Annotated in this window: 15 protein-coding genes and 2 tRNA genes; 7 read left to right on the forward strand and 10 right to left on the reverse strand. The window is 61.0% G+C overall.

All coding sequences use genetic code 11. The annotated features are described in order from the left end of the window. The first annotated feature begins 185 nt into the window (after nucleotides 1–185). The 5 genes from ACTG19_RS18415 to ACTG19_RS18435 all read left to right on the forward strand — a co-directional run bounded on the left by ACTG19_RS18415 (nucleotide 186) and on the right by ACTG19_RS18435 (nucleotide 5,350). A complete protein-coding gene (locus tag ACTG19_RS18415) occupies nucleotides 186–1,403 on the forward strand; it encodes an aspartate aminotransferase family protein (RefSeq protein ID WP_439989390.1) in 1,218 nt (405 codons plus the stop codon). Between the two features lie 76 nt (nucleotides 1,404–1,479). Further along, nucleotides 1,480–2,499, forward strand: coding sequence for an arginine N-succinyltransferase (astA, locus tag ACTG19_RS18420; RefSeq protein ID WP_005334994.1), 1,020 nt, complete (start codon nucleotides 1,480–1,482; stop codon nucleotides 2,497–2,499). A gap of 72 nt (nucleotides 2,500–2,571) precedes the next feature. After that, nucleotides 2,572–4,041, forward strand: a complete 1,470-nt coding sequence (gene astD, locus ACTG19_RS18425; RefSeq protein WP_439989391.1) for a succinylglutamate-semialdehyde dehydrogenase — start codon at nucleotides 2,572–2,574, stop codon at nucleotides 4,039–4,041. Nucleotides 4,042–4,105: 64 nt separating this feature from the next. Further along, nucleotides 4,106–4,903, forward strand: coding sequence for a DUF1338 domain-containing protein (locus ACTG19_RS18430; RefSeq protein ID WP_270905264.1), 798 nt, complete (start codon nucleotides 4,106–4,108; stop codon nucleotides 4,901–4,903). Between the two features lie 234 nt (nucleotides 4,904–5,137). Then, a complete protein-coding gene (locus ACTG19_RS18435) occupies nucleotides 5,138–5,350 on the forward strand; it encodes a hypothetical protein (RefSeq protein ID WP_439989392.1) in 213 nt (70 codons plus the stop codon). 132 nt (nucleotides 5,351–5,482) lie between these two features. Here the strand turns inward: ACTG19_RS18435 and ACTG19_RS18440 are convergent, their stop codons facing one another. After that, nucleotides 5,483–6,085: an HAD family hydrolase gene (locus tag ACTG19_RS18440; protein WP_439989393.1), complete on the reverse strand. Its 603-nt coding sequence runs from the start codon at nucleotides 6,083–6,085 to the stop codon at nucleotides 5,483–5,485. A 173-nt stretch (nucleotides 6,086–6,258) separates the two neighbouring features. On the opposite strand from ACTG19_RS18440, the gene ACTG19_RS18445 reads away from it, so the two are divergent. Further along, on the forward strand, nucleotides 6,259–7,635 hold the full coding sequence (locus ACTG19_RS18445) for an MDR family MFS transporter (RefSeq protein ID WP_439989394.1): 1,377 nt from the start codon (nucleotides 6,259–6,261) through the stop codon (nucleotides 7,633–7,635). A gap of 111 nt (nucleotides 7,636–7,746) precedes the next feature. On the opposite strand, the gene nifJ is transcribed toward ACTG19_RS18445, so the two are convergent. The 7 genes from nifJ to pnuC all read right to left on the reverse strand — a co-directional run bounded on the left by nifJ (nucleotide 7,747) and on the right by pnuC (nucleotide 16,419). Beyond that, nucleotides 7,747–11,292, reverse strand: coding sequence for a pyruvate:ferredoxin (flavodoxin) oxidoreductase (gene nifJ, locus ACTG19_RS18450; RefSeq protein ID WP_439989395.1), 3,546 nt, complete (start codon nucleotides 11,290–11,292; stop codon nucleotides 7,747–7,749). 228 nt (nucleotides 11,293–11,520) lie between these two features. Further along, on the reverse strand, nucleotides 11,521–13,161 hold the full coding sequence (locus ACTG19_RS18455; protein ID WP_270819353.1) for an alpha-glucosidase: 1,641 nt from the start codon (nucleotides 13,159–13,161) through the stop codon (nucleotides 11,521–11,523). A gap of 200 nt (nucleotides 13,162–13,361) precedes the next feature. Next, complete coding sequence (locus ACTG19_RS18460; RefSeq protein WP_162508010.1) at nucleotides 13,362–13,763, reverse strand: DUF1622 domain-containing protein; 402 nt, start codon at nucleotides 13,761–13,763, stop codon at nucleotides 13,362–13,364. 67 nt (nucleotides 13,764–13,830) lie between these two features. Continuing rightward, on the reverse strand, nucleotides 13,831–14,154 hold the full coding sequence (gene yqfB, locus ACTG19_RS18465; RefSeq protein WP_201907167.1) for a N(4)-acetylcytidine aminohydrolase: 324 nt from the start codon (nucleotides 14,152–14,154) through the stop codon (nucleotides 13,831–13,833). 42 nt (nucleotides 14,155–14,196) lie between these two features. Next, on the reverse strand, nucleotides 14,197–14,868 hold the full coding sequence (locus ACTG19_RS18470) for a Crp/Fnr family transcriptional regulator (protein WP_258721208.1): 672 nt from the start codon (nucleotides 14,866–14,868) through the stop codon (nucleotides 14,197–14,199). Between the two features lie 105 nt (nucleotides 14,869–14,973). Beyond that, nucleotides 14,974–15,699 carry a nucleoside phosphorylase gene (locus tag ACTG19_RS18475; RefSeq protein WP_439989397.1) on the reverse strand — a complete coding sequence of 242 codons (726 nt, stop codon included), beginning with the start codon at nucleotides 15,697–15,699 and terminating at the stop codon, nucleotides 14,974–14,976. A gap of 3 nt (nucleotides 15,700–15,702) precedes the next feature. Continuing rightward, nucleotides 15,703–16,419: a nicotinamide riboside transporter PnuC gene (gene pnuC, locus ACTG19_RS18480; RefSeq protein WP_042656944.1), complete on the reverse strand. Its 717-nt coding sequence runs from the start codon at nucleotides 16,417–16,419 to the stop codon at nucleotides 15,703–15,705. A 263-nt stretch (nucleotides 16,420–16,682) separates the two neighbouring features. Between pnuC and ACTG19_RS18485 the strand changes: the two genes are divergently transcribed. Continuing rightward, nucleotides 16,683–18,515, forward strand: coding sequence for an SLC13 family permease (locus tag ACTG19_RS18485; RefSeq protein WP_270905256.1), 1,833 nt, complete (start codon nucleotides 16,683–16,685; stop codon nucleotides 18,513–18,515). A gap of 218 nt (nucleotides 18,516–18,733) precedes the next feature. Here the strand turns inward: ACTG19_RS18485 and ACTG19_RS18490 are convergent. Together ACTG19_RS18490 and ACTG19_RS18495 are read right to left on the reverse strand one after the other, a co-directional pair. Next, nucleotides 18,734–18,817, reverse strand: a tRNA-Leu gene (locus tag ACTG19_RS18490). 8 nt (nucleotides 18,818–18,825) lie between these two features. Next, nucleotides 18,826–18,902: transfer RNA gene (locus tag ACTG19_RS18495), tRNA-Met, on the reverse strand. Nucleotides 18,903–18,934 lie beyond the last annotated feature (32 nt).

Here is an 18,934-nt window from a genome sequence, read left to right on the forward strand (position 1 = left end):
GCCAAGCCCCCCTGAGTCGTTATGCAATGCGGTTGCCTAAAATCTCAAGAGCAATCGAACATTGTTCCTTATAGGCCGTCTCGTTACAGACTTTTTACTTTATTTCTGTGATAATCCCGTCACGTTTACACGGATTTAACTTTTGGGCGGTGGATTATTCTGTCGCCGAATCGAAGGAGAGCTATATGTCAGAGTTGTTGGCAGTGACACGTGAAGTGTTTGATGAAGTGATGGTTCCCAACTATGCGCCCGCCAAGATCATCCCGGTGCGTGGTGAAGGGTCACGTGTCTGGGATCAGGAAGGGCGCGCGTATGTCGACTTCGCCGGTGGCATCGCCGTCAACGGTTTGGGTCACTGTCATCCCAAGCTGGTCGAGGCCCTAAAAAACCAGGGCGAGAAGCTGTGGCACCTCTCCAACGTCATGACCAACGAGCCAGCCCTGCGTCTGGCCAAGAAGCTGGTCGCCGCCACCTTCGCCGACAAGGTCTACTTCTGCAACTCCGGCGCCGAAGCGAACGAAGCCGCTCTCAAGCTGGCTCGCCGCTACGCCATCGAGAAGTTTGGCGAGCAGAAGACCCAGATCATCGCCTTCAATCAGGGCTTCCACGGTCGTACCTTCTTTACCGTCAGCGTCGGTGGCCAGGCTGCCTACTCAGATGGTTTCGGGCCCAAGCCCGGTGACATCACCCACGTCCCCTACAACGATCTGGCGGCGCTGGCCGAGGTGATCTCCGACAACACCTGCGCCGTGGTGATGGAGCCGCTGCAGGGGGAGGGGGGCATCATTCGTCCTACCGACGAGTTTGCCAAAGGGGTGCGCGAGCTGTGCGACAAACACAATGCCCTGCTGGTGTATGACGAAGTGCAGTCCGGCGTCGGTCGTACCGGCGAGCTCTACGCCTACATGGGGCTTGGCGTCACGCCGGACATCCTCACCAGCGCCAAGGCGCTGGGTGGCGGTTTCCCTATTGGCGCCATGCTGACTACCAACGAAATCGCCTCTTACCTGAAAGTGGGCACTCACGGCTCTACCTACGGCGGCAACCCGCTTGCCTGTGCGGTCGCCGAGGCGGTGATCGACGTGATTAATACCCCGGAGGTGCTGGCTGGCATCAAGCAACGCGAACAGCTGTTCCGCGAGGGGCTTGAGGCGATCAACGCCAAATACCACTGCTTTAGCGAGATCCGCGGCAAGGGGCTGCTGCTGGGCGCGGCCCTGAGCGATGCCTACAAGGGGCGTTCCCGCGACTTCCTGCTGGCCTCCATCGATCAGGGGCTGATGGCACTGGTGGCTGGTACCAACGTGGTTCGTTTTGCCCCTTCACTGGTGATCCCGGAAGCGGACATCAAGGAAGGGTTGGCCCGCTTCGAGAAGGCGGTTGCCCAGGTGGTTAACGCCTGATTCCAAATTGAGGTGGGGAGCTCTCCCGGCAGGAGCCGGGACCCCACCTGTCGTCAATGAAAGGGAGTTGTCATTTATGTTGGTTATCCGTCCCATCGAGCAAAAAGATTTTGCCGGGCTCAAGACCTGCGCCATCGAGTCCGGCACCGGCATGACCTCGTTGCCCGTCAACGATGAGCTGCTGCAGCGCAAGATTGATGCCTCTACCCAGACTTTTTCCGACAAGCCCGCCGGCAAGGGGGACTGCCTCTACTTCTTCGTGGCCGAGGATCTGGAGACCGGCGAGATGGTGGGCACCTGTGCCATCGATGCCGCGGTTGGCCTCTCCCAGCCGTTTTACAACTACCATATCGGCAAGGTGGTGCACTCTTCCCCCAAGCTCGGCATCTACAACGTCGTTGAAACCCTGACCCTCTCCAACGACTACACCGGCAACTCCGAGCTCTGCACCCTGTTCTTGCGCGAATGTGCCCGCGAGGGGCTCAACGGCCGCCTGCTCTCCAAGCACCGCTTTCTGTTTATGGCCGAGCACCCCGAGCTGTTTGACGAGACCGTTTTCGCCGAGATGCGCGGCGTCTCCGATGCCAACGGCCACAGTCCCTTCTACGAGTGGCTGCAAACCCACTTCTTCTCGATGGATTTTCCCACCGTCGACTATCTGACCGGCATCGGCAAGAAGCGTTTTATCGCCGAACTGATGCCCAAGTACCCCATCTACGTCAATTTGCTGAGCAAAGAGGCGCGGGCCGTTATCGGCCAGACCCACGAGAAGACCCGCCCGGCCATCAAGATGCTGCAGGACGAGGGCTTCGTGAACCGTGGCTACGTCGATATTTTCGATGCGGGCCCCACCGTCGAGTGCGACGTGAAGAATATCCGCAGCGTGCGCCGCAGCAAGAAACTGCGGGTGCTGGTGGGCGAGCCCATCGGTGGCAAGACCCACCTTATCTGCAACAGCCGTTTCGAGCATTACCGCGCCTGCTACGGCAATATCCGGGTCGATCTCGACAAGCATGAAGCCATTATCCCGCCCAAGATGGCGGCGGCACTCAAGGTGCAGGATGGCGACATGGTGCGGGTGGTCGACCTCGACTGAGACAAACAGGACAAGCAAACCGATTATCAGACAGGCAGCCGAGGCTGCCTGTCAGCGACAGGGAGTGAATGGATGAGCCAGTTAGTGCAATTTATCGACGGTCAGTGGCTTGCCGGTGAAGGCAAGCCGTTCGAGTCAACCGATCCGGCCAAGAACAAGGTGATCTGGCAGGGGGCTGCCGCCAGCGCGGCGCAAGTGGATGCCGCCGTCAAGGCCGCCCGTGCCGCCTTTTACCATTGGGCGGATATGAGCCTTGAGGATCGTCTGGCCATAGTGCGCCGTTATGCCGACCTGCTCGGCGAGCAGAAAGAGGCGCTGGCCCTGACCATCGCCCGCGAAACCGGCAAACCGCTGTGGGAGACCCGCACCGAAGTGGCCGCCATGCAGGGCAAGATTGCCATCTCCATCCGTGCGCACGACGAGCGTACCGGCACCGTTGAAAATGCCATGCCGGGCGCCAAGGCGTTTGTCCGTCACAAGCCCCACGGTGTGGTGGCGGTGTTCGGCCCCTACAACTTCCCGGGTCATCTGCCCAACGGCCATATAGTCCCGGCGCTGATTGCGGGTAACGCCGTGGTGTTCAAACCCTCCGAGCTGACCCCCATGGTGGCCGAGGCCATGGTCAAGGTGTGGCAGCAGGCCGGATTGCCCAAGGGGGTGCTCAATCTGGTGCAAGGGGAGGTCGAGACTGGCAAGGCGCTGGCTGGCAACCCCGACATCGACGGCCTCTTCTTTACCGGCTCCTCCCGCACCGGTCATTTCCTCCATCAGCAGTTTGCCGGTCAGCCGGGCAAAATTCTGGCGCTGGAGATGGGCGGCAACAACCCGCTGATCGTGAAAGAGGTGAGCGACATCGACGGCGCCGTCCATGCCATCGTCCAGTCGGCGTTTATTACCTCTGGTCAGCGCTGCACCTGTTCCCGCCGTCTGTTTGTCGAGCGTGGCGAGCGGGGCGATGCCCTGGTCAAGCGACTGATCGAGGTGGTCGGCCAGATCAAGGTCGGCCTCTATGACGCCGCCGAACAGCCGTTCATGGGCTCGATGATTAGCGAGAAGGCTGCGATTGGCATGGTCGAGGCGCAAGCCAACCTGCAGCGCCTCGGTGGTGAGAGCCTGCTTACCCTCAAGCATCTGGAAGCGGGTACCGGCTTTGTCTCCCCGGGCATTATCGACGTGACCTCAGTCAGCGAGGTGCCGGATGAAGAGTACTTCGGCCCGCTGCTGCAGCTCATTCGCTATGACGATTTCGATGCTGCCATCGATCAGGGCAACGCCACCCGCTACGGTCTCTCGGCCGGTCTGCTGGGTGACAAGGAGGCGGACTGGAATCACTTTTTCAAGCGGATCCGCGCCGGTATCGTCAACTGGAACAAACCCATCACCGGCGCCTCCAGTGCCGCACCGTTTGGTGGTATCGGTGCTTCCGGTAACCACAGGGCGAGCGCCTACTACGCCGCTGACTACTGTGCCTATCCGGTTGCCTCCGTGGAAGACAGCAAGGCGGCTATGCCTGAGCAGCTCTCGCCGGGCCTCTTCTTCTAAACAGACAACTACAAGGGGCACCCATCGGGGCCCCGTTTCGTACCCGCAATCAAAGGAAAGAGAGATGCAAAAGGATATCGACACCCTGTTCAGCCATCTGTGGGACAACTACATCAAGGTGACCCCGAGCGCCCTCAAGGTGCACACCCTGCTGGGTGGCGGCGAGCCCATCGTCAACGATCACGTGGCGTTTCGTACCTACAACCTGCCCAAGCTGGGGCTGGAGAAGCTGGCGGCCCACTTTCTGGCGCTCGGTTACGAGCAGAAGGGCGAGTACGTTTTCAAGGCCAAGAAGCTCTACGCCAAGCACTTCGAGCATCAGGATCCGGACGCTCCCAAGGTGTTTATCAGTGAGCTGAAGGTGGAAGAGCTCTCTCCGGCTGCCCAGGCCATCATCCACAAGCTGGCGGATCAGGTGCCCGATCATCTGACCGATACCCCGGCATTTCTCTACACCGGCGCCCCCTGGCAGGTCTCCTATGCCGATTATCAGACTCTGCTGGCGGAGAGCGAGTACGCGGCATGGATGGCAGCATGGGGCTATCGTGCCAACCACTTCACGGTCAATATCAACAAGTTGAAGGATTTCGACACCATCCATCAGGTCAATGCTGCGCTCAAGGCGGCGGGTTTTGTGCTCAACAGTGTGGGTGGCGAGGTGAAAGGGGACCCGCAGGTGATGCTGGAGCAATCCTCCACCATGGCGGACAAAGCAGAGGTGCCGTTCAGCGATGGGGTGCGTACTATCCCGAGCTGCTTCTACGAGTTTGCCCTGCGCTATCCGCAGGCTGATGGTGCGCTCTATCCGGGCTTTGTCGAGGCCTCGGCGGACAAGATCTTCGAATCGACGAATGCCATGTAACGGGAGCCACCCTGTTTCAGTCGCAACGCCTCCTTTGTGGAGGCGTTTTGTTTGGCGCAGACTGACGGTATCGGGTGTTGTCTGACGCCGTGTGAAGAGGAGATTTGGACGGCGCCCAACCGGTAAAGGTTTGTTGATAAAAATGTGAAATAGATCACTTGATACGTCACAGATTGACGCTGGCGGCGGAGCAAAAAGGAGTAGAATGGCGCTTTATTTTTGCGGGGCCAATCGATGCCTAACTATCACTTTTTCAAGCAGGCTCAGGCGCTTACCTATCTAGATGCCAATGCACCCAGCTATAGCGATGAGCGTCGTCAACTGGTCGAACAGGGATTTGCCGCCATCGCCGCCCCCACCTTTGCAGATACCCCGGCCGAAGCCCTTGAGCTGCTTCGTACTCATCAGCACTACAGGATGAGGCCAACGCCAACGCCCTTTGTCTGACGGTTGCCACTATTCCGGCTGCGATCGCAACTCTGTCCGGGCACTGACGCTGCCGCTATGCTCACGTAAACAAAAAATGGTGCCACTGTGATGGCACCATTTTATTGGTTTGCCTGCTTGCCCCTGAGCCGTTTAGCGCGGGTGCAGGTCACCTTCGATAACCAGCACGGTATCCATCCCTGCCGCCTTGCCAGCCTCAAGCCCGATCCGGGTATCTTCAAACACCAGACAGTTGGCCGGATTAGCGCCGAGCAGCTCGGCCACCCGCAAAAAGGTGTCGGGATGCGGCTTGTGGTTGGTGACATCATCGGCGCTCACTACCACCGAGATATAGGCATCGAGCCCGGTGCTTTTGAGGATGGAGTCCGCCTGATTGCGCGGTGAGCCGGTGCCAATCCCCATCTTGACCTTGCCGTGATAGTGCCTGACCAGCTCCCACATCTTGGGAAAGACGCTGACTTTGTCGATATGTGCCATATAGAGGGCAATCTTGCGGCGGGTAAAGGCTTCGACATCCACCGTCAGCCCCTGCTGCTCGGCCAGCATGGCGATGATCTTGCGGGTGGGAATGCCGCCGTACTGATAGAGCTGATCCCGCTCGAAGGGGATGCCGAATTCGGCGCAGGTGAGCTCCCAGGCATCGAGGTGGAGGGGCATGGAATCAACCAGAGTACCATCCATATCGAAAATCAGGGCATCGTAGTGATCAAACCCGTACTGCTCACGCTCGCTCATGGGGGCTCCTCGAATCAAATAGAGCAGGCTAGCAGAAACGATCGGCGTTTTGTGGGATCGGCCTCATGGTTGGGCATATTGTGGCCGCCGTTTTTTCTATCTCTTGCTGATTTGTGAGACAATAATCCGTTCATTGCCGGATACTTTGGCATATCAGATCAGCGAGTCCGCTTATGACCTCGAAAATATCCCCCAAAACCATTTTCTCCAGTGTGGCGCTGGTGATCGCGCTCGGTTCACTGGAAAAGAGCATAGTCACCACCCCGCTGCCCATGATTGGCGCCGAGTTGCACGCCGGTGGCGCCCTCACCTGGGTGGTCACCGCCTACCTGTTGGCGGCCACCGCCGTGCTGCCTCTCTACGGCAAACTGAGCGATCTCTTTGGCCGGGTGCGGATGCTCAATATCGGCATCGGCCTGTTTCTGGCGGGCTCGGTGGCCTGTGCTCTTTCCCAGGATCTGCCGACCCTTTTGGCGGCACGGGTACTGCAAGGGCTGGGGGGCGGCGGCCTGATTGCCCTCGCGTTTACCGTGATTGCCGACACCATTCCGCCGCGGGAGGTGGGCAAGTATCAGGGCTACATCTCGGCGGTCTATGCGGTCTCCAGTATCGCTGGCCCCTTGCTCGGCGGCTACTTCACCGAGCAGCTCAGCTGGCGCTGGATCTTCTGGATCAATCTGCCGCTCGGGGCGCTGGCAGTCTTTCTCATCAACCGCAACCTCAAGCAGCTCAACGTGCGTCGCCACAGTCGCTTCGACTGGAAGGGGGCGGCTCTGCTGATTACCGTCACCACGCTCACCCTGTTGCTGCTCTCGCCGGAATCGGCGCTGCCCGCCGTCTGGCTCTCGGCGGCGCTGGGCGTTGCACTGCTGCTGCTGATTCTGATTGAACGGCGCGCCCACGACCCCATATTGCCCGCCCATCTGGCCCGGTTGCCCGGCTATCTGGTGAGTGTGCTGCTGGTGATGCTCTCCCAGTTGCTGATGTTTGCCGTGCTGGTCTATCTGCCGTTGCAGATGCAGTGGCAGAAGGGGATGAGCGCCAGCGAGAGCGGCGCCATCATGGTTATCTTCATGATTTGCATCACTGCCGGCGCCTTTGTCGGAGGCAAGCTGATTGGCCGTACCGGCCACTACAAGAGCTTTGTCGCGGTGGGCTTTGGCCTCGCGGCGGTGGCGCTCTGGCAGATCCACTTCGACGCCTGGGTCAGACTGGCGCTCGGGTTTGCCGGTATTGGTCTCGGTCTGGTGCTGCCCGCCCTCTCGGTAGTAGTGCAAAATGCCCTGCCACGGCAGGATCGCGGCATCGGCATGTCGCTGTTCAACTTCGGGCGGGAGCTCGGCGGTGCCGTCGGCGTGGCCATCTGCTCCATGCTGTTCCACTTCCGCCTGCCAGCCGGCAGCGATGGCGATCTGAGCCGGCTCGCCCCCGATCTGCTGGCCCCGGGCTTCAGCGCGACCTATATCGGCATGGCACTGATCGCCACGCTGGCGCTGCTCATCACATTGCTGGCGTTGAAGCGCCACGAGCTGGCATCCATCAGCGCCTGATCCGGCCTGCGCCGACATTGGCTCACCATAGCTAGCATCAGGGCTCCCCGCGGGGAGCCCTGATTGTTATTTGGCGAATAGCGTGGCTGCTGCCATCAAGCCATGAGCGAGTTACTCCTGCGCCGGACTCTCCTTGCCTGCCAGCTGGCTCAGCCAGGCGAAGCGGCGGTTGGCCTCCTGCTCCGCCTCTTCATAGAGCTGGCTGGCCACCTCCGGCAGTTGGCGCTCCAGCCGCTGGAAGCGGGGCTCATGGCGCAAGGTCTCGGCCAGCGAGGCATTGGGTGCTCGCGAGTCGAGTGCCAGCGGCAATTTACCCTCGTCAGCGCGGCGCGGATCGAAGCGGTAGAGCGGCCAGAAGCCGGTGGCGGTCAGCTGTTTCATCTGCTCATGGCTCTCGGCCATGTCGTAGCCATGCTCCTCGCAGGGGCTGTAGGCGATGATGAACGACGGCCCCGGGTAGGCCTCCGCCTCCTGAATCGCCTTCACCGTCTGGTTCATCTGGGCGCCGAGGGAGATCTGCGCCACATAGACGTGGCCATACATCATCACGCTGGCCCCGAGATCCTTGCGCGCCTTGCGTTTGCCCTGCTCGCCAAACTTGGTGATGGCCCCGAGTGGCGTCGCCTTCGATTGCTGGCCGCCGGTGTTGGAGTAGCACTGGGTATCGAGCACCAGCACATTGATGTTCTCCCCCAGACTCAGCACATGGTCGAGTCCGCCAAAGCCGATGTCGTAGGCCCAGCCATCGCCACCGATGAGCCAGACCGATTTTTCCACCAGATAGTCCGCATCGCGGGCCAGCTCAAGGGCCTCCGGAGCCTTGCTCTGTTGCAGCAGCTCCCGCAGCTGCTGGATATGGGCCCGCTGCTCGGAAACCGGCAGGGTGGCATCGCCGAGCGCCTCGCGCAGCGCTGCCGGAATGGTGTCGCCCAGGCTCGCCAGCAGACGGCGCACCCGCTCCCTGTGCTGATCGACGGTAAGACGGAAGCCCAGTCCGAACTCGGCGTTGTCTTCAAACAGCGAGTTGGCCCAGGCCGGCCCGCGCCCCTCGGCGTTGGTGGTGTAGGGGGTGGTAGGCAGGTTGCCGCCATAAATGGACGAGCAGCCGGTGGCGTTGGCAATCAGCAGTCGATCGCCATAGAGCTGGGTCAGCAACTTGATATAGGGAGTCTCGCCACAGCCGGAGCAGGCGCCCGAGTATTCAAACAGCGGCGAGATGAGCTGGGAGGTGCGGATGTCGATGCGCTCCAGCTGCTCGGCGCTGCGCTCTGGCAGGTCGAGGAAGAAGTCGTAGTTGGCCTTCTGCTCGTCGAGGTGATCGAGGCGCGAAGCCATATTGATCGCCTTGCGATCCGGGTTGCTGCGATCCTTGGCCGGGCACACCTCGACGCAGAGATTGCAGCCGGTGCAATCCTCCGGCGCCACCTGCAGCACGTACTGCTGGCCGCGCATGTCACGGGATTTCACATCCAGCGCATCCAGGGTAGCGGGAGCAGCGGCCAGTGCATCCGGTTCTACCACCTTGGCGCGAATGGCCGAGTGGGGACAGGCGGCGGCGCAGTAGTTGCACTGGGTACAGAGCTTCGCCTCCCAGATGGGGATCTCCTTGGCGATATTGCGCTTCTCCCAGCGGGTGGTACCGACCGGCCAGGTGCCATCCGGCGGGAAGGCGGAGACCGGCAGGTTGTCCCCCAGCCCCGCCAGCATGGCGGCGGTGACGGTCTGGACAAAGTCGGGGGCTTTGGCCGAAACCACCGGTGGGCGCGGGCGGCTGGCGGGATCCAGCTCGCCAAGTGGCACCTGGGTCAGGGCGGCGCAGGTTGCCTCCAGTGCCTGCCAGTTGCGTTCGACCAGTGTCTGCCCCTTGCTGCCATAGCTGGTAGCGATAGCCTGCTTCAGCAGGCTGGTCGCCTCTGCGGGGGGGATGATGGCGCTGAGCTGGAAGAAGGCCATCTGCATCACGGTATTGATGCGGTTGCCGAGCTGGCAGTCGCGGGCAATTTTGGCGGCGTTGATGATGTAGAAACGCGCCTCTTTCTCGCGCAGGGCATGCTGCACCTCGCTGGGGAGACGTTGCCAGATATCCGCTTCGCTGTAGGGGGTGTTGAGCAGGAAGATGCCGCCCGCTTTCAAGCGCTCCGCCATCCGGTACTTGTCGACAAACTGCCACTGATGGCAGCCGATAAAGTCCGCCTCTTCCACCAGATAGGCCGATTGGAGCGGCCGCTCGCCCACCCGTAGGTGAGAGACGGTGAGGCCGCCCGCCTTCTTGGAGTCGTAGACGAAATAGCCCTGCGGATAGAGGTCGGTGTGGTTGCCGAGGATCTTGATGCTGTTCTTGGCCGCCGAGACGGTGCCATCGCTGCCAAGGCCGTAGAAGAGCGCCTCCAGCTTGTGTTGCTGGCCGTGGATGGGGCTTTGCGAATCCAGCGCGGCCAGTGGTAGCGAGAGACCTGTGATGTCATCAAAGATGCCGACGGTAAAGCGCGGACGCGGGTTCTCCTGCGCCAGTTCGGCAAACACCGCCAGCGCGCAGGCGGGGCCGAACTCTTTGGAGGAGAGGCCATAGCGGCCGCCGATGACCCGCGGCAGGCTTGCCCGCTCGCCCCGGCTGACCGCTTCGGCCAGCGCCGTCATCACGTCGAGATAGAGGGGCTCGGCCTGTGCGCCCGGCTCCTTGGTGCGATCCAGCACGGCGATGGTGCGGGCACTCTCGGGAATCGCGGCCAGCAGGTGCTCGGCCGAGAAGGGGCGGAACAGCCGCACCTTCACCAGACCTACCTTCTCCCCTTGGGCCAGCAGGCGCTCGATCACCTCTTCACAGGTGCCGATGGCTGAGCCCATCAGCACCACAATCCGCTCCGCCTGCGAGTGGCCGACATATTCAAACGGCCGGTAGTGGCGGCCGGTCTGCTTGCCAAAAGCTTGCATCGCATCGTTCACATGGCCATAGGCGGCGTCATACCAGGGGTTGCTCGCCTCCCTGCACTGGAAGTAGGTGTCCGGGTTGGCGGCGGTGCCGCGAATGACCGGTTTGTCGGGGGTGAGCGCCCGGTCACGATGAGCACGGATGGCATCTGCGGGCAGCAGGGCACGCAAGGTGTCGTCAGCGAGCGGCGCTATCTTGGCGATCTCGTGAGAGGTACGAAAGCCATCGAAGAAGTGGATAAAGGGGAGGCGGCTGTTGAGGCTCGCTATCTGGGAGATCAGGGCGAAATCCTGCGCCTCCTGCACATTGCTGGCACAGAGCATGGCGCAGCCGGTCTGGCGCACCGCCATCACGTCCGAGTGATCGCCAAAGATCGATAGCGCGTGGGTCGCCACGGTACGCGCCGCCACATGCAGCACAAAGGGGATGAGCTGACCCGCCAGCTTGTAGAGGTTGGGGATCATCAGCAGCAAACCCTGCGACGAGGTAAACGAGGTCGCCAGCGCGCCGGTCTGCAGGGCGCCGTGGACGGCGGCAATGGCGCCCCCTTCCGACTGCATCTCGACAACCCGGGGCACATCCCCCCAGAGGTTCTTGCCCCGCTCGCTCGACCAGGCCGACGACTGCTCAGCCATGGCCGAGCTGGGGGTGATGGGGTAGATGGCGATGACTTCGCTGGTGCGGTACGCCACCGAGGCGACTGCGTTATTCCCGTCTGTGGTGATCATCTGTTTTCCACTTTGCTATGCCAGTTTGAAGGCCGATAGTTACATCGGCAATGGATAGGTCGCTGGCATAGTAAGAGGGGCAATAAGAGCGTATCAAACGGGATAAATAATCAATTAATAAGTCAGTAATAGTGGTTAATTTAATCCCACCGCGTGGGTGCGTGATTTTCTGCTGACAGCAAACGGGAGGTGGCTGACGGGCCATTAACATGGCCCGTCAATACTGGGTTAACCCTGCTCCACTTGCAGCCAGATGGCGCACTGATAAGGGGCGAAGAGCTGCATCGGTTCGCTTGGGTAATTGGCCAGCAGCAACCGCATCTCGTCTGTCACCTTGTCGAAGTGGGGCATCGGCAAGGGGTTCGCCGTGAGATTGGCGAGCAGCAGCAGGGTGTGCTGCTCTCCGCTGGCCGGATCCTGCCAGTGGCGGCGATAGCTGATGCGCTCGGGATCATCCCCATCCAGCAGCTCGAAATTGCCGTGGCGAACGACAGGGTGGGCCTTGCGCAGGGCGATAAGCTGGCGATAGCAGTGAAACGGCGAGTCGGGGCGGGCCAGCTGCTCGGCGGCATTAATCTCGATGTGATTGGCGTTGAGGGCAATCCAGGGTGTGGTGGCGCTGAAACCAGCGTGGGGGCTGGCGTCCCACTGCATCGGGGTACGGGCGTTGTCGCGGCCGATGGCATCGAGCCGCCGACTCAGCTCGGCAGGATCCAGCCCTGACTGGCTGGCGCGGTAGTTGAGCGCCTCCACATCGCGCAGCTCGCCCGGCTGCCAGTGGCGGTTGGTCATGGCGAGCTCCTCCCCCTGATAGATAAAGGGAGTGCCCTGCATCATATGCAGCACCATGGCCCACTGCTTGGCGCTGGTTTCACGCCATTCTGGCCTGTCATCGCCAAAGTGGGAGACGGCGCGGGGCAGGTCGTGGTTATTCAGAAACAGGCTGTTCCAGCCCTGCCCATGTAGCCCTTGCTGGTGGCGGGTCATGGCTCGCTTGAAGGCGAGGGGAGCAAAGCGGGAGGTCCACTTGTCACTGCCGAGCCCCAGATGCTCGAAGTTGAACACCATGCTGAACTCGCTGCCATCGTGGTTCGAATAGTTCTGCATATGGGCGAGATCGGCCCCCCAGGTCTCCCCCACCGTAATGATCCCCTTGCCGCCGAAGCTCGCAGCATTGAGCTCGCGGATATAGTCGTGCAGGCGCGGGCCATTGCTCATGGCCAGTCGGTCCCACTCCTTACTCACCATGTCTATCACATCGAAGCGAAATCCCTTGATCCCTTTGCCCAGCCAGAAGTTGATCACCGCCGCCATTTCGGTCCGCACCGCCGGGTTGTCCCAGTCCAGATCGGCCTGACTGGGATCGAAGTTGTGCAGGTAGTAGCGATCAAGCTCCGGCACGTACTGCCAGCCGCTGCCGCCAAAAATCGAGGTAATGGGGTGAGCATCGACAAAGGCTTGATCCCGAAATACGTAATAACCCTGATAACGGGGATCCCCGGCCAGCGCCTGCATAAACCACTCGTGCTCGGTGGAGGTGTGGTTGGCGACGATATCCATCATGATGCCGATGCCGTGAGCGGCCGCTTCGGCTATCAGTTGCTCCATCTCGGTCAGGGTGCCGAAGGCGGGGTCGATGGTGCGGTAGTCCGCCACATCGTAGCCGTTGTCCCGTTTGGGGGAGCGATAGATGGGGGTGAGCCAGAGCATATCGACCCCGAGGGTGGCCAGATAGTCGAGGCGCTGACGAATGCCGTTGATGTCGCCCATGCCGTCGCCATCGCTGTCCTGAAAGCTCATGGGGTAGATCTGGTAGATGACGCAGCTATCGAGGTCGATATCGGGCGTGTGAAGGGAGTGCGTATTCATCAGCGTGGCCGGTTGGGGGAAGAGATTTTCTATCTTACGCAGATGAACGGGCAGTCAACAGGGCTGAGGAAACCTTGAAAAGGGTTCCATAGTTGGCTGATTTCCAAAAGTGCGGGAAGGGTCACAAAGGTGCTATCCCGGGCCACGGCTGTGGTCGGGATGGCACGGCACTTAGCGCTGATACTCTGCAGGAATACAGGTTATTGAGCAGCCTTGGCCTGCTCGCTGCGCTGCTCCTGCTGGCGCTCTGCCTTCTCTTGTTGGCGTTCCGCTTGTGCCTCCAGCTCCTTGCCGAGGAAGTAGTTCAGGAAGGTGCGGATCACCGCGATGATGGCTAGGCGGATCAGCTCCTCCTTGCTCGGCGCGACCGTGGTGGCCAGGATGTCAGCGGCGAGCTGGAACTCCAGCGCCAGAATGAGCCAGCTGCCAAAACAGAGGCGAATGCGCGGAAAGCCCGGTTCGTGATCCTCCATCCGTGCCGCCAGCCAGAGGGTTTTGCCAAGCCCTATCACCACACAGGCGATGGAGATGATCTCCAGCAGCAGCTGGAACAGCTCGACCCCGTGCATCATCCCCTCTTTCAGGCTCGCTATCTCAAACACTCGGGTCACCTCCCTGATTCAAAAGAGGACACTATTAACACATCGCTCGGCAAAGGCCAAATCCGGCTCAGGCAATCAGTTTGAATTCAATCACATAGAGCGGCGGCAGATCGGGGTAGATATCGCGGATCACCTGTTTGAGCTCGGGGAGGGTCATGTTCTCCTGACGGGCATGCTCGTTATTGAGCTCATCGAAGGCGACCGCCTTGACCGAGAGCACCTCAATGGTGCCAAAGGGCTGGTGCTCCGGGTTGGTAAAGAGGGCCAGCCGCTGGCCGGGTTGCCAGTTGGCCTCGCTCTCGTCGCGGATGGTGATGGTCTTGCGGCCCGCCTGGATGTCGGCAACGAAGCGGCTGAAGAAGGTGAATTCGGGATAGGAATGAGCAGACATGGTGACTCCTGACTGGGTGAATCGAAATGAGGTGAATGGAAATCAAAGATCGAGATAGGCGCGCAGCCTGGCCAGATCGGCGATAACAGGGCCATCGCTGCCGTCGGCAACTATGCCCTGTTCGACCAGCTCCTTGAGGGCGCGGCGGTAGACCCGCTCTGTTGTGCCGAAGCGGGCCGCCTCGTGGGCCCGCTTGCGCGATCCCAGCATCGGAGTGCGCTGGCGCTCACGCCATAGCTCATAGGCGATGTTGTAGGCGATGGGGTGGAGCAGTCGGCTGGTGGTGATCTCCAGCGTATCGAGATAGTCGCTGGCGAGTGCGGCGGCGAAAAAGAGGGTCAACTCGGGTTCTGCCAGCAGCCGCTGGGCCAGCTTGTCGGCGCAGATGACCCTGGCATCCAGCTCGGTCTCGGCCACCACGTTCCACTGCACCGGGGTGGCGCTGAAGAACTCCATCTCGCCGAAGATCTGGCTGTGACACTCAATCTCGCCGAGCTGGAAGATGCGGCCCGAGTGGACGGCGCTATTGAGGGAGACCCGACCATGTTCGACCAGATAGAGCTGCTCGCTCTGCTCCCCCTGCCGCATGATCAATTCGCCCGGCAGGTAACGGCGCAGAAACAGGGTGCAGGCGTCGAGCGCCGCGGCAAAGCGGGGTTCAAGCTGCTGGAGTTCGGCGTGAAAACGGCCGAGGGGGTAGGGCTGTTGCTGCATGACTTGCCTGTCGCACCGGATGACGAGGGCCATGAGGCTAGCAAGAGTGCGGGCCGGATACCAGCCCGCACGGTAGCGGATGTGCCGCAGTTAACGGTTTGCGGGTTATTGCACCAGGGCGTGGAGGGCGGCGGCGATGGCTTGCTGCTCACCGGCCATCATCGCCTGTTCGGCGCTGGCGTAATCCGCCACCCCTTGTTGCACATCCTGCTCGAACAGCACCACGTTGCAGAGCACGGCGGCGACCCGCACCTTGCGCAGGCGCCCCACGGCGAGCAGTGAGGCAGTCTCCATATCGGCGCCCAGCACGCCACGGGCACGCCAGTAGCGGCACACCTCCTGCTCGTCATCCCGATAGAAGCTGTCGTGGGAGCGTACCAGCCCGTGCCAATGAGGCTGGCTGCCGGTTGCCACATGGTTGAGCAAGGCGGCCTGCAGCCAGATATCGGCGCAGGCGGGGTACTCAGGGGGCAGATAGGCCTGTGAGGCGCCCTCATTGCGCACAGCGCCTTCTACCACGATAAGGTCGCCAAGACCGATGTCGTGCTGCAGGGCACCGGCGGAGCCGACCCGGATCAGCGAGCGGGCGCCGGCTTGCACCAGCTCCTCCAGCGCTATGATGGCCGAGGCACCGCCAATGCCGGTGCTGCAGACCGTGATGGGCTGCCCCTGATAGCGGCCGTTGATGAGGCGAAACTCCCGGTTTTGCCCCAGCACCTCACACTCTTCAAGCTGGCTGGCGATGCGATCGACCCGGGCCGGGTCGCCGCACAGTACCACCCGCTCGGCAATCTGGTCGGGGCGGCACTGGAGATGGGGTAACAGACTCATGGCTTACAGACCTTGTGGCTGGCGCTTGGCGGCAATCACCCAGAGGCGGGTGCCGTTGGCGGCGATAAACAGCAGGATCAGGTACTCCAGCGACATGGCGTAGACGCCCTGCGCCGCATAGACACCGATGCTGATGATGTTGATGACGACCCAGAGGATCCAGTTCTCCACGTATTTGCGGGTCATCAGGATCTGGGCGACCACCGAGAGCACCGTCATGCTGGCATCCCAGAACGGGAAGGCATCGGGTGAAGGCTCGGGGGTAGCAAGGTTGGCACCAAACAGGTTGAGCAGGGAGACCGAGGTGCGCGCCAGGGTGGCGAAGACCGGGTCGATATAGCGGGTCAGCAGAGCGATGGCCAGCACGCTCACGGCGGCGGTCACCATCAGTTTGGATTTGCTGAGCCAGCGGATCTGCAGGGTATCCCCCTGATCGTTGGCCGGGCGGGTCCAGGCGTACCAGCCGTAGACGTTGGCGCAGAAGAAGAACAGCTGCAGCATCAACAGTCCGTAGAGCTGGATCTGGAAGAAGATGATGGCAAACAGGCTGACGTTGATCAGGCCAAACAGGTAGTTGATGGTTTTCTCCTGACTGGCGAACCAGATACAGGCCAGCCCGAACAGGGTACCGATGGCTTCAATCCATGACATGGCATAGCCGCCACCCAGCGGTATGGTCACTAGCGTGTTATTGATGCTGAACAGCTCGAATATGCTCATTTTCTGATCCTTGGACATGAGGGTTAGTATGCGAGGGCGCCATTCTAAGGGGTGAGGGGGAGGAGGGGCAGGACTTTTGTCCGCCCCGTACTTGGCCCATATCAAAGAAATCGCCGCTGCTGCCCGGTTATTCCAGCAGTGATGGGTTATGGGGTCCCGATGGGCCGGACTTTATTGATATGTAGCAAGATGATAGCGCCATGGCTGTGGTCTGATAGAGTCCACTCTCCGGGAGGAGAATCACGTGATAAAAGGAGGTTGCATTGAATTCCGAGCTTGTCTGGGTGCTCTGTCTGCTGGCTGGCGCCATCTATCTCTTTATGACCAACAAGGTGCGCATGGACGTGGTCGCTCTGTTGATCATTATCCTCTTTGTGCTGAGCGGCACCCTCACCCTGCCGGAGGCGCTGGCGGGCTTTAGCGATCCCAACGTCATTCTGATTGCCGCCCTGTTTGTGGTGGGGGAGGGACTGGTGCGCACCGGCATCGCCTATCAGGTGGGGGATGCGCTGGTGAAGGTGGCGGGCAGCAGCGAGACCAAGCTGCTGGTGTTGCTGATGGTGGCGGTGGCAAGTCTGGGGGCTGTGATGAGCAGCACTGGGGTGGTGGCCATCTTTATCCCGGTGGTGCTGAGTGTGGCGAACCGGATGGGGATCCCGGCCGGTCGCCTGATGATGCCCCTCGGTTTTGCCGGGCTGATCAGCGGCATGATGACGCTGGTGGCCACGCCCCCCAACATGGTGGTCAACAGCGAGCTGATGCGCCACGGCATACATGGTTTCGGGTTCTTCGATTTCACCCCCATGGGCGTGCTGATCCTGGGGCTGGGCATCCTCTACATGCTGCTGGTGCGCGGCTCCTTGGTGGGCGAGGGAGAAGAGGGCAAGGGCAAGCCGACCGGGCGCCGCACCCTGCGCGATCTGATCCGAGACTATCGCCTTACCGGTCGGGCCCGTCGTCTGGCGCTGCGCCCGGACTCCCCGCTGATTGGTCACACCCTGGACGAGCTGCAACTGCGTGCCCGTTATGGTGCCCACGTCATCGGGGTGGAGCGCTGGCGCAAGTTTCGCCGGGTGATGGTGCCGGTGTCGGGGATCAGTGAATTTCAGGCCAAGGATGTGCTGCTGATCGACATGTCAGACCCCGAGGTGGATGTGCGGGCGTTTTGCACCGAGGCGCGGCTCGAACCCATGATCCTGCGCGGGGAGTACTTCTCCGATCAGGCGCGGGAGGTGGGGATGGCCGAGGTGTCGCTGATCCCTGAGTCCAAGCTGCTGGGTAAAAGCGTGCGTGAGGTGACCTTCCGCTCCAGCTATGGTCTGAGCGTGGTGGGGCTGCGCCGCGACGGTGAGGCACTGGCAGGCAAGCTGGTGGACGAGCCGCTGCAGATGGGGGATACACTGCTGGTGGTAGGAAACTGGAGCCACATCAGACAGTTGCAGACCCATAGCCGCGACTTTCTGCTGATGGGGTTGCCCGCAGAAGTGGACGAGATGGCCCCCGCCCGCAGCCAGGCGATCCATGCCCTCTTCTGTCTTGGAGTGATGATCCTGCTGATGGTGACCGATCCGGTGCCCAACGTGATTGCCGCGCTGATCGCCTGTCTGCTGATGGGCAAGTTTCGCTGCATCGATATGGAGAGTGCCTACAAGTCGATCCACTGGCCGACCCTGATCCTCATCGTCGGCATGCTCCCCTTTGCGCTGGCGCTGCAAAAAACCGGCGGGGTGGATCTGATCGTCGGTGGTCTGATCAATGCGGTAGGGGAGATGGGGCCGCGGGTCATGCTGGCCAGCCTGTTTGCCCTCTGCGCGGTGATCGGGCTCTTTATCTCCAACACCGCGACTGCTGTGCTGATGGCACCCATTGCGCTGGGCACGGCCCAGCAGATGGGGGTATCGCCCTATCCGTTTGCCATGACCATTGCCATCGCCGCCTCGGCTGCCTTTATGACGCCGGTCTCGTCACCGGTCAATACCCTGGTGCTGGGGCCGGGCAACTACAAGTTTGCCGATTTTATCCGTATCGGGGTGCCATTCACCCTGTTGGTGATGGCGGTCAGCGTGGTAGCGATCCCCTGGTTCTTCCCGTTCTGATCACCGGGATGATGAATGTGTGCACCAGCGGCCTGCGGGCCGCTTTTTTATGGCCGGGAGACAAGAGTGGCAAGGCGTGCTCGGAATCAGTGAAGAGTGATGTGGACGGGAATTAACGTGGAGCTGGGTTAATAGAGGAGCGAGAGAAAAACTGGGGAGAGGCAAATTTCAGATACAAAAAAACCAGCGTGAGCTGGTCTGTTTGGTACTGCTATTAATGGTGCGGAAGGAGAGACTCGAACTCTCACGCCTAGGGCGCCAGAACCTAAATCTGGTGCGTCTACCAATTTCGCCACTTCCGCAATATTAATGGTGGCTATGACGGGATTCGAACCTGTGACCCCCGCATTATGAGTGCGATGCTCTAACCAACTGAGCTACATAGCCGTTTGTTATCGACCACTGATGTGGAAGAGAAC

Source organism: Aeromonas sp. 3P, assembly GCF_051919745.1.
GTDB lineage: Bacteria > Pseudomonadota > Gammaproteobacteria > Enterobacterales > Aeromonadaceae > Aeromonas > Aeromonas veronii.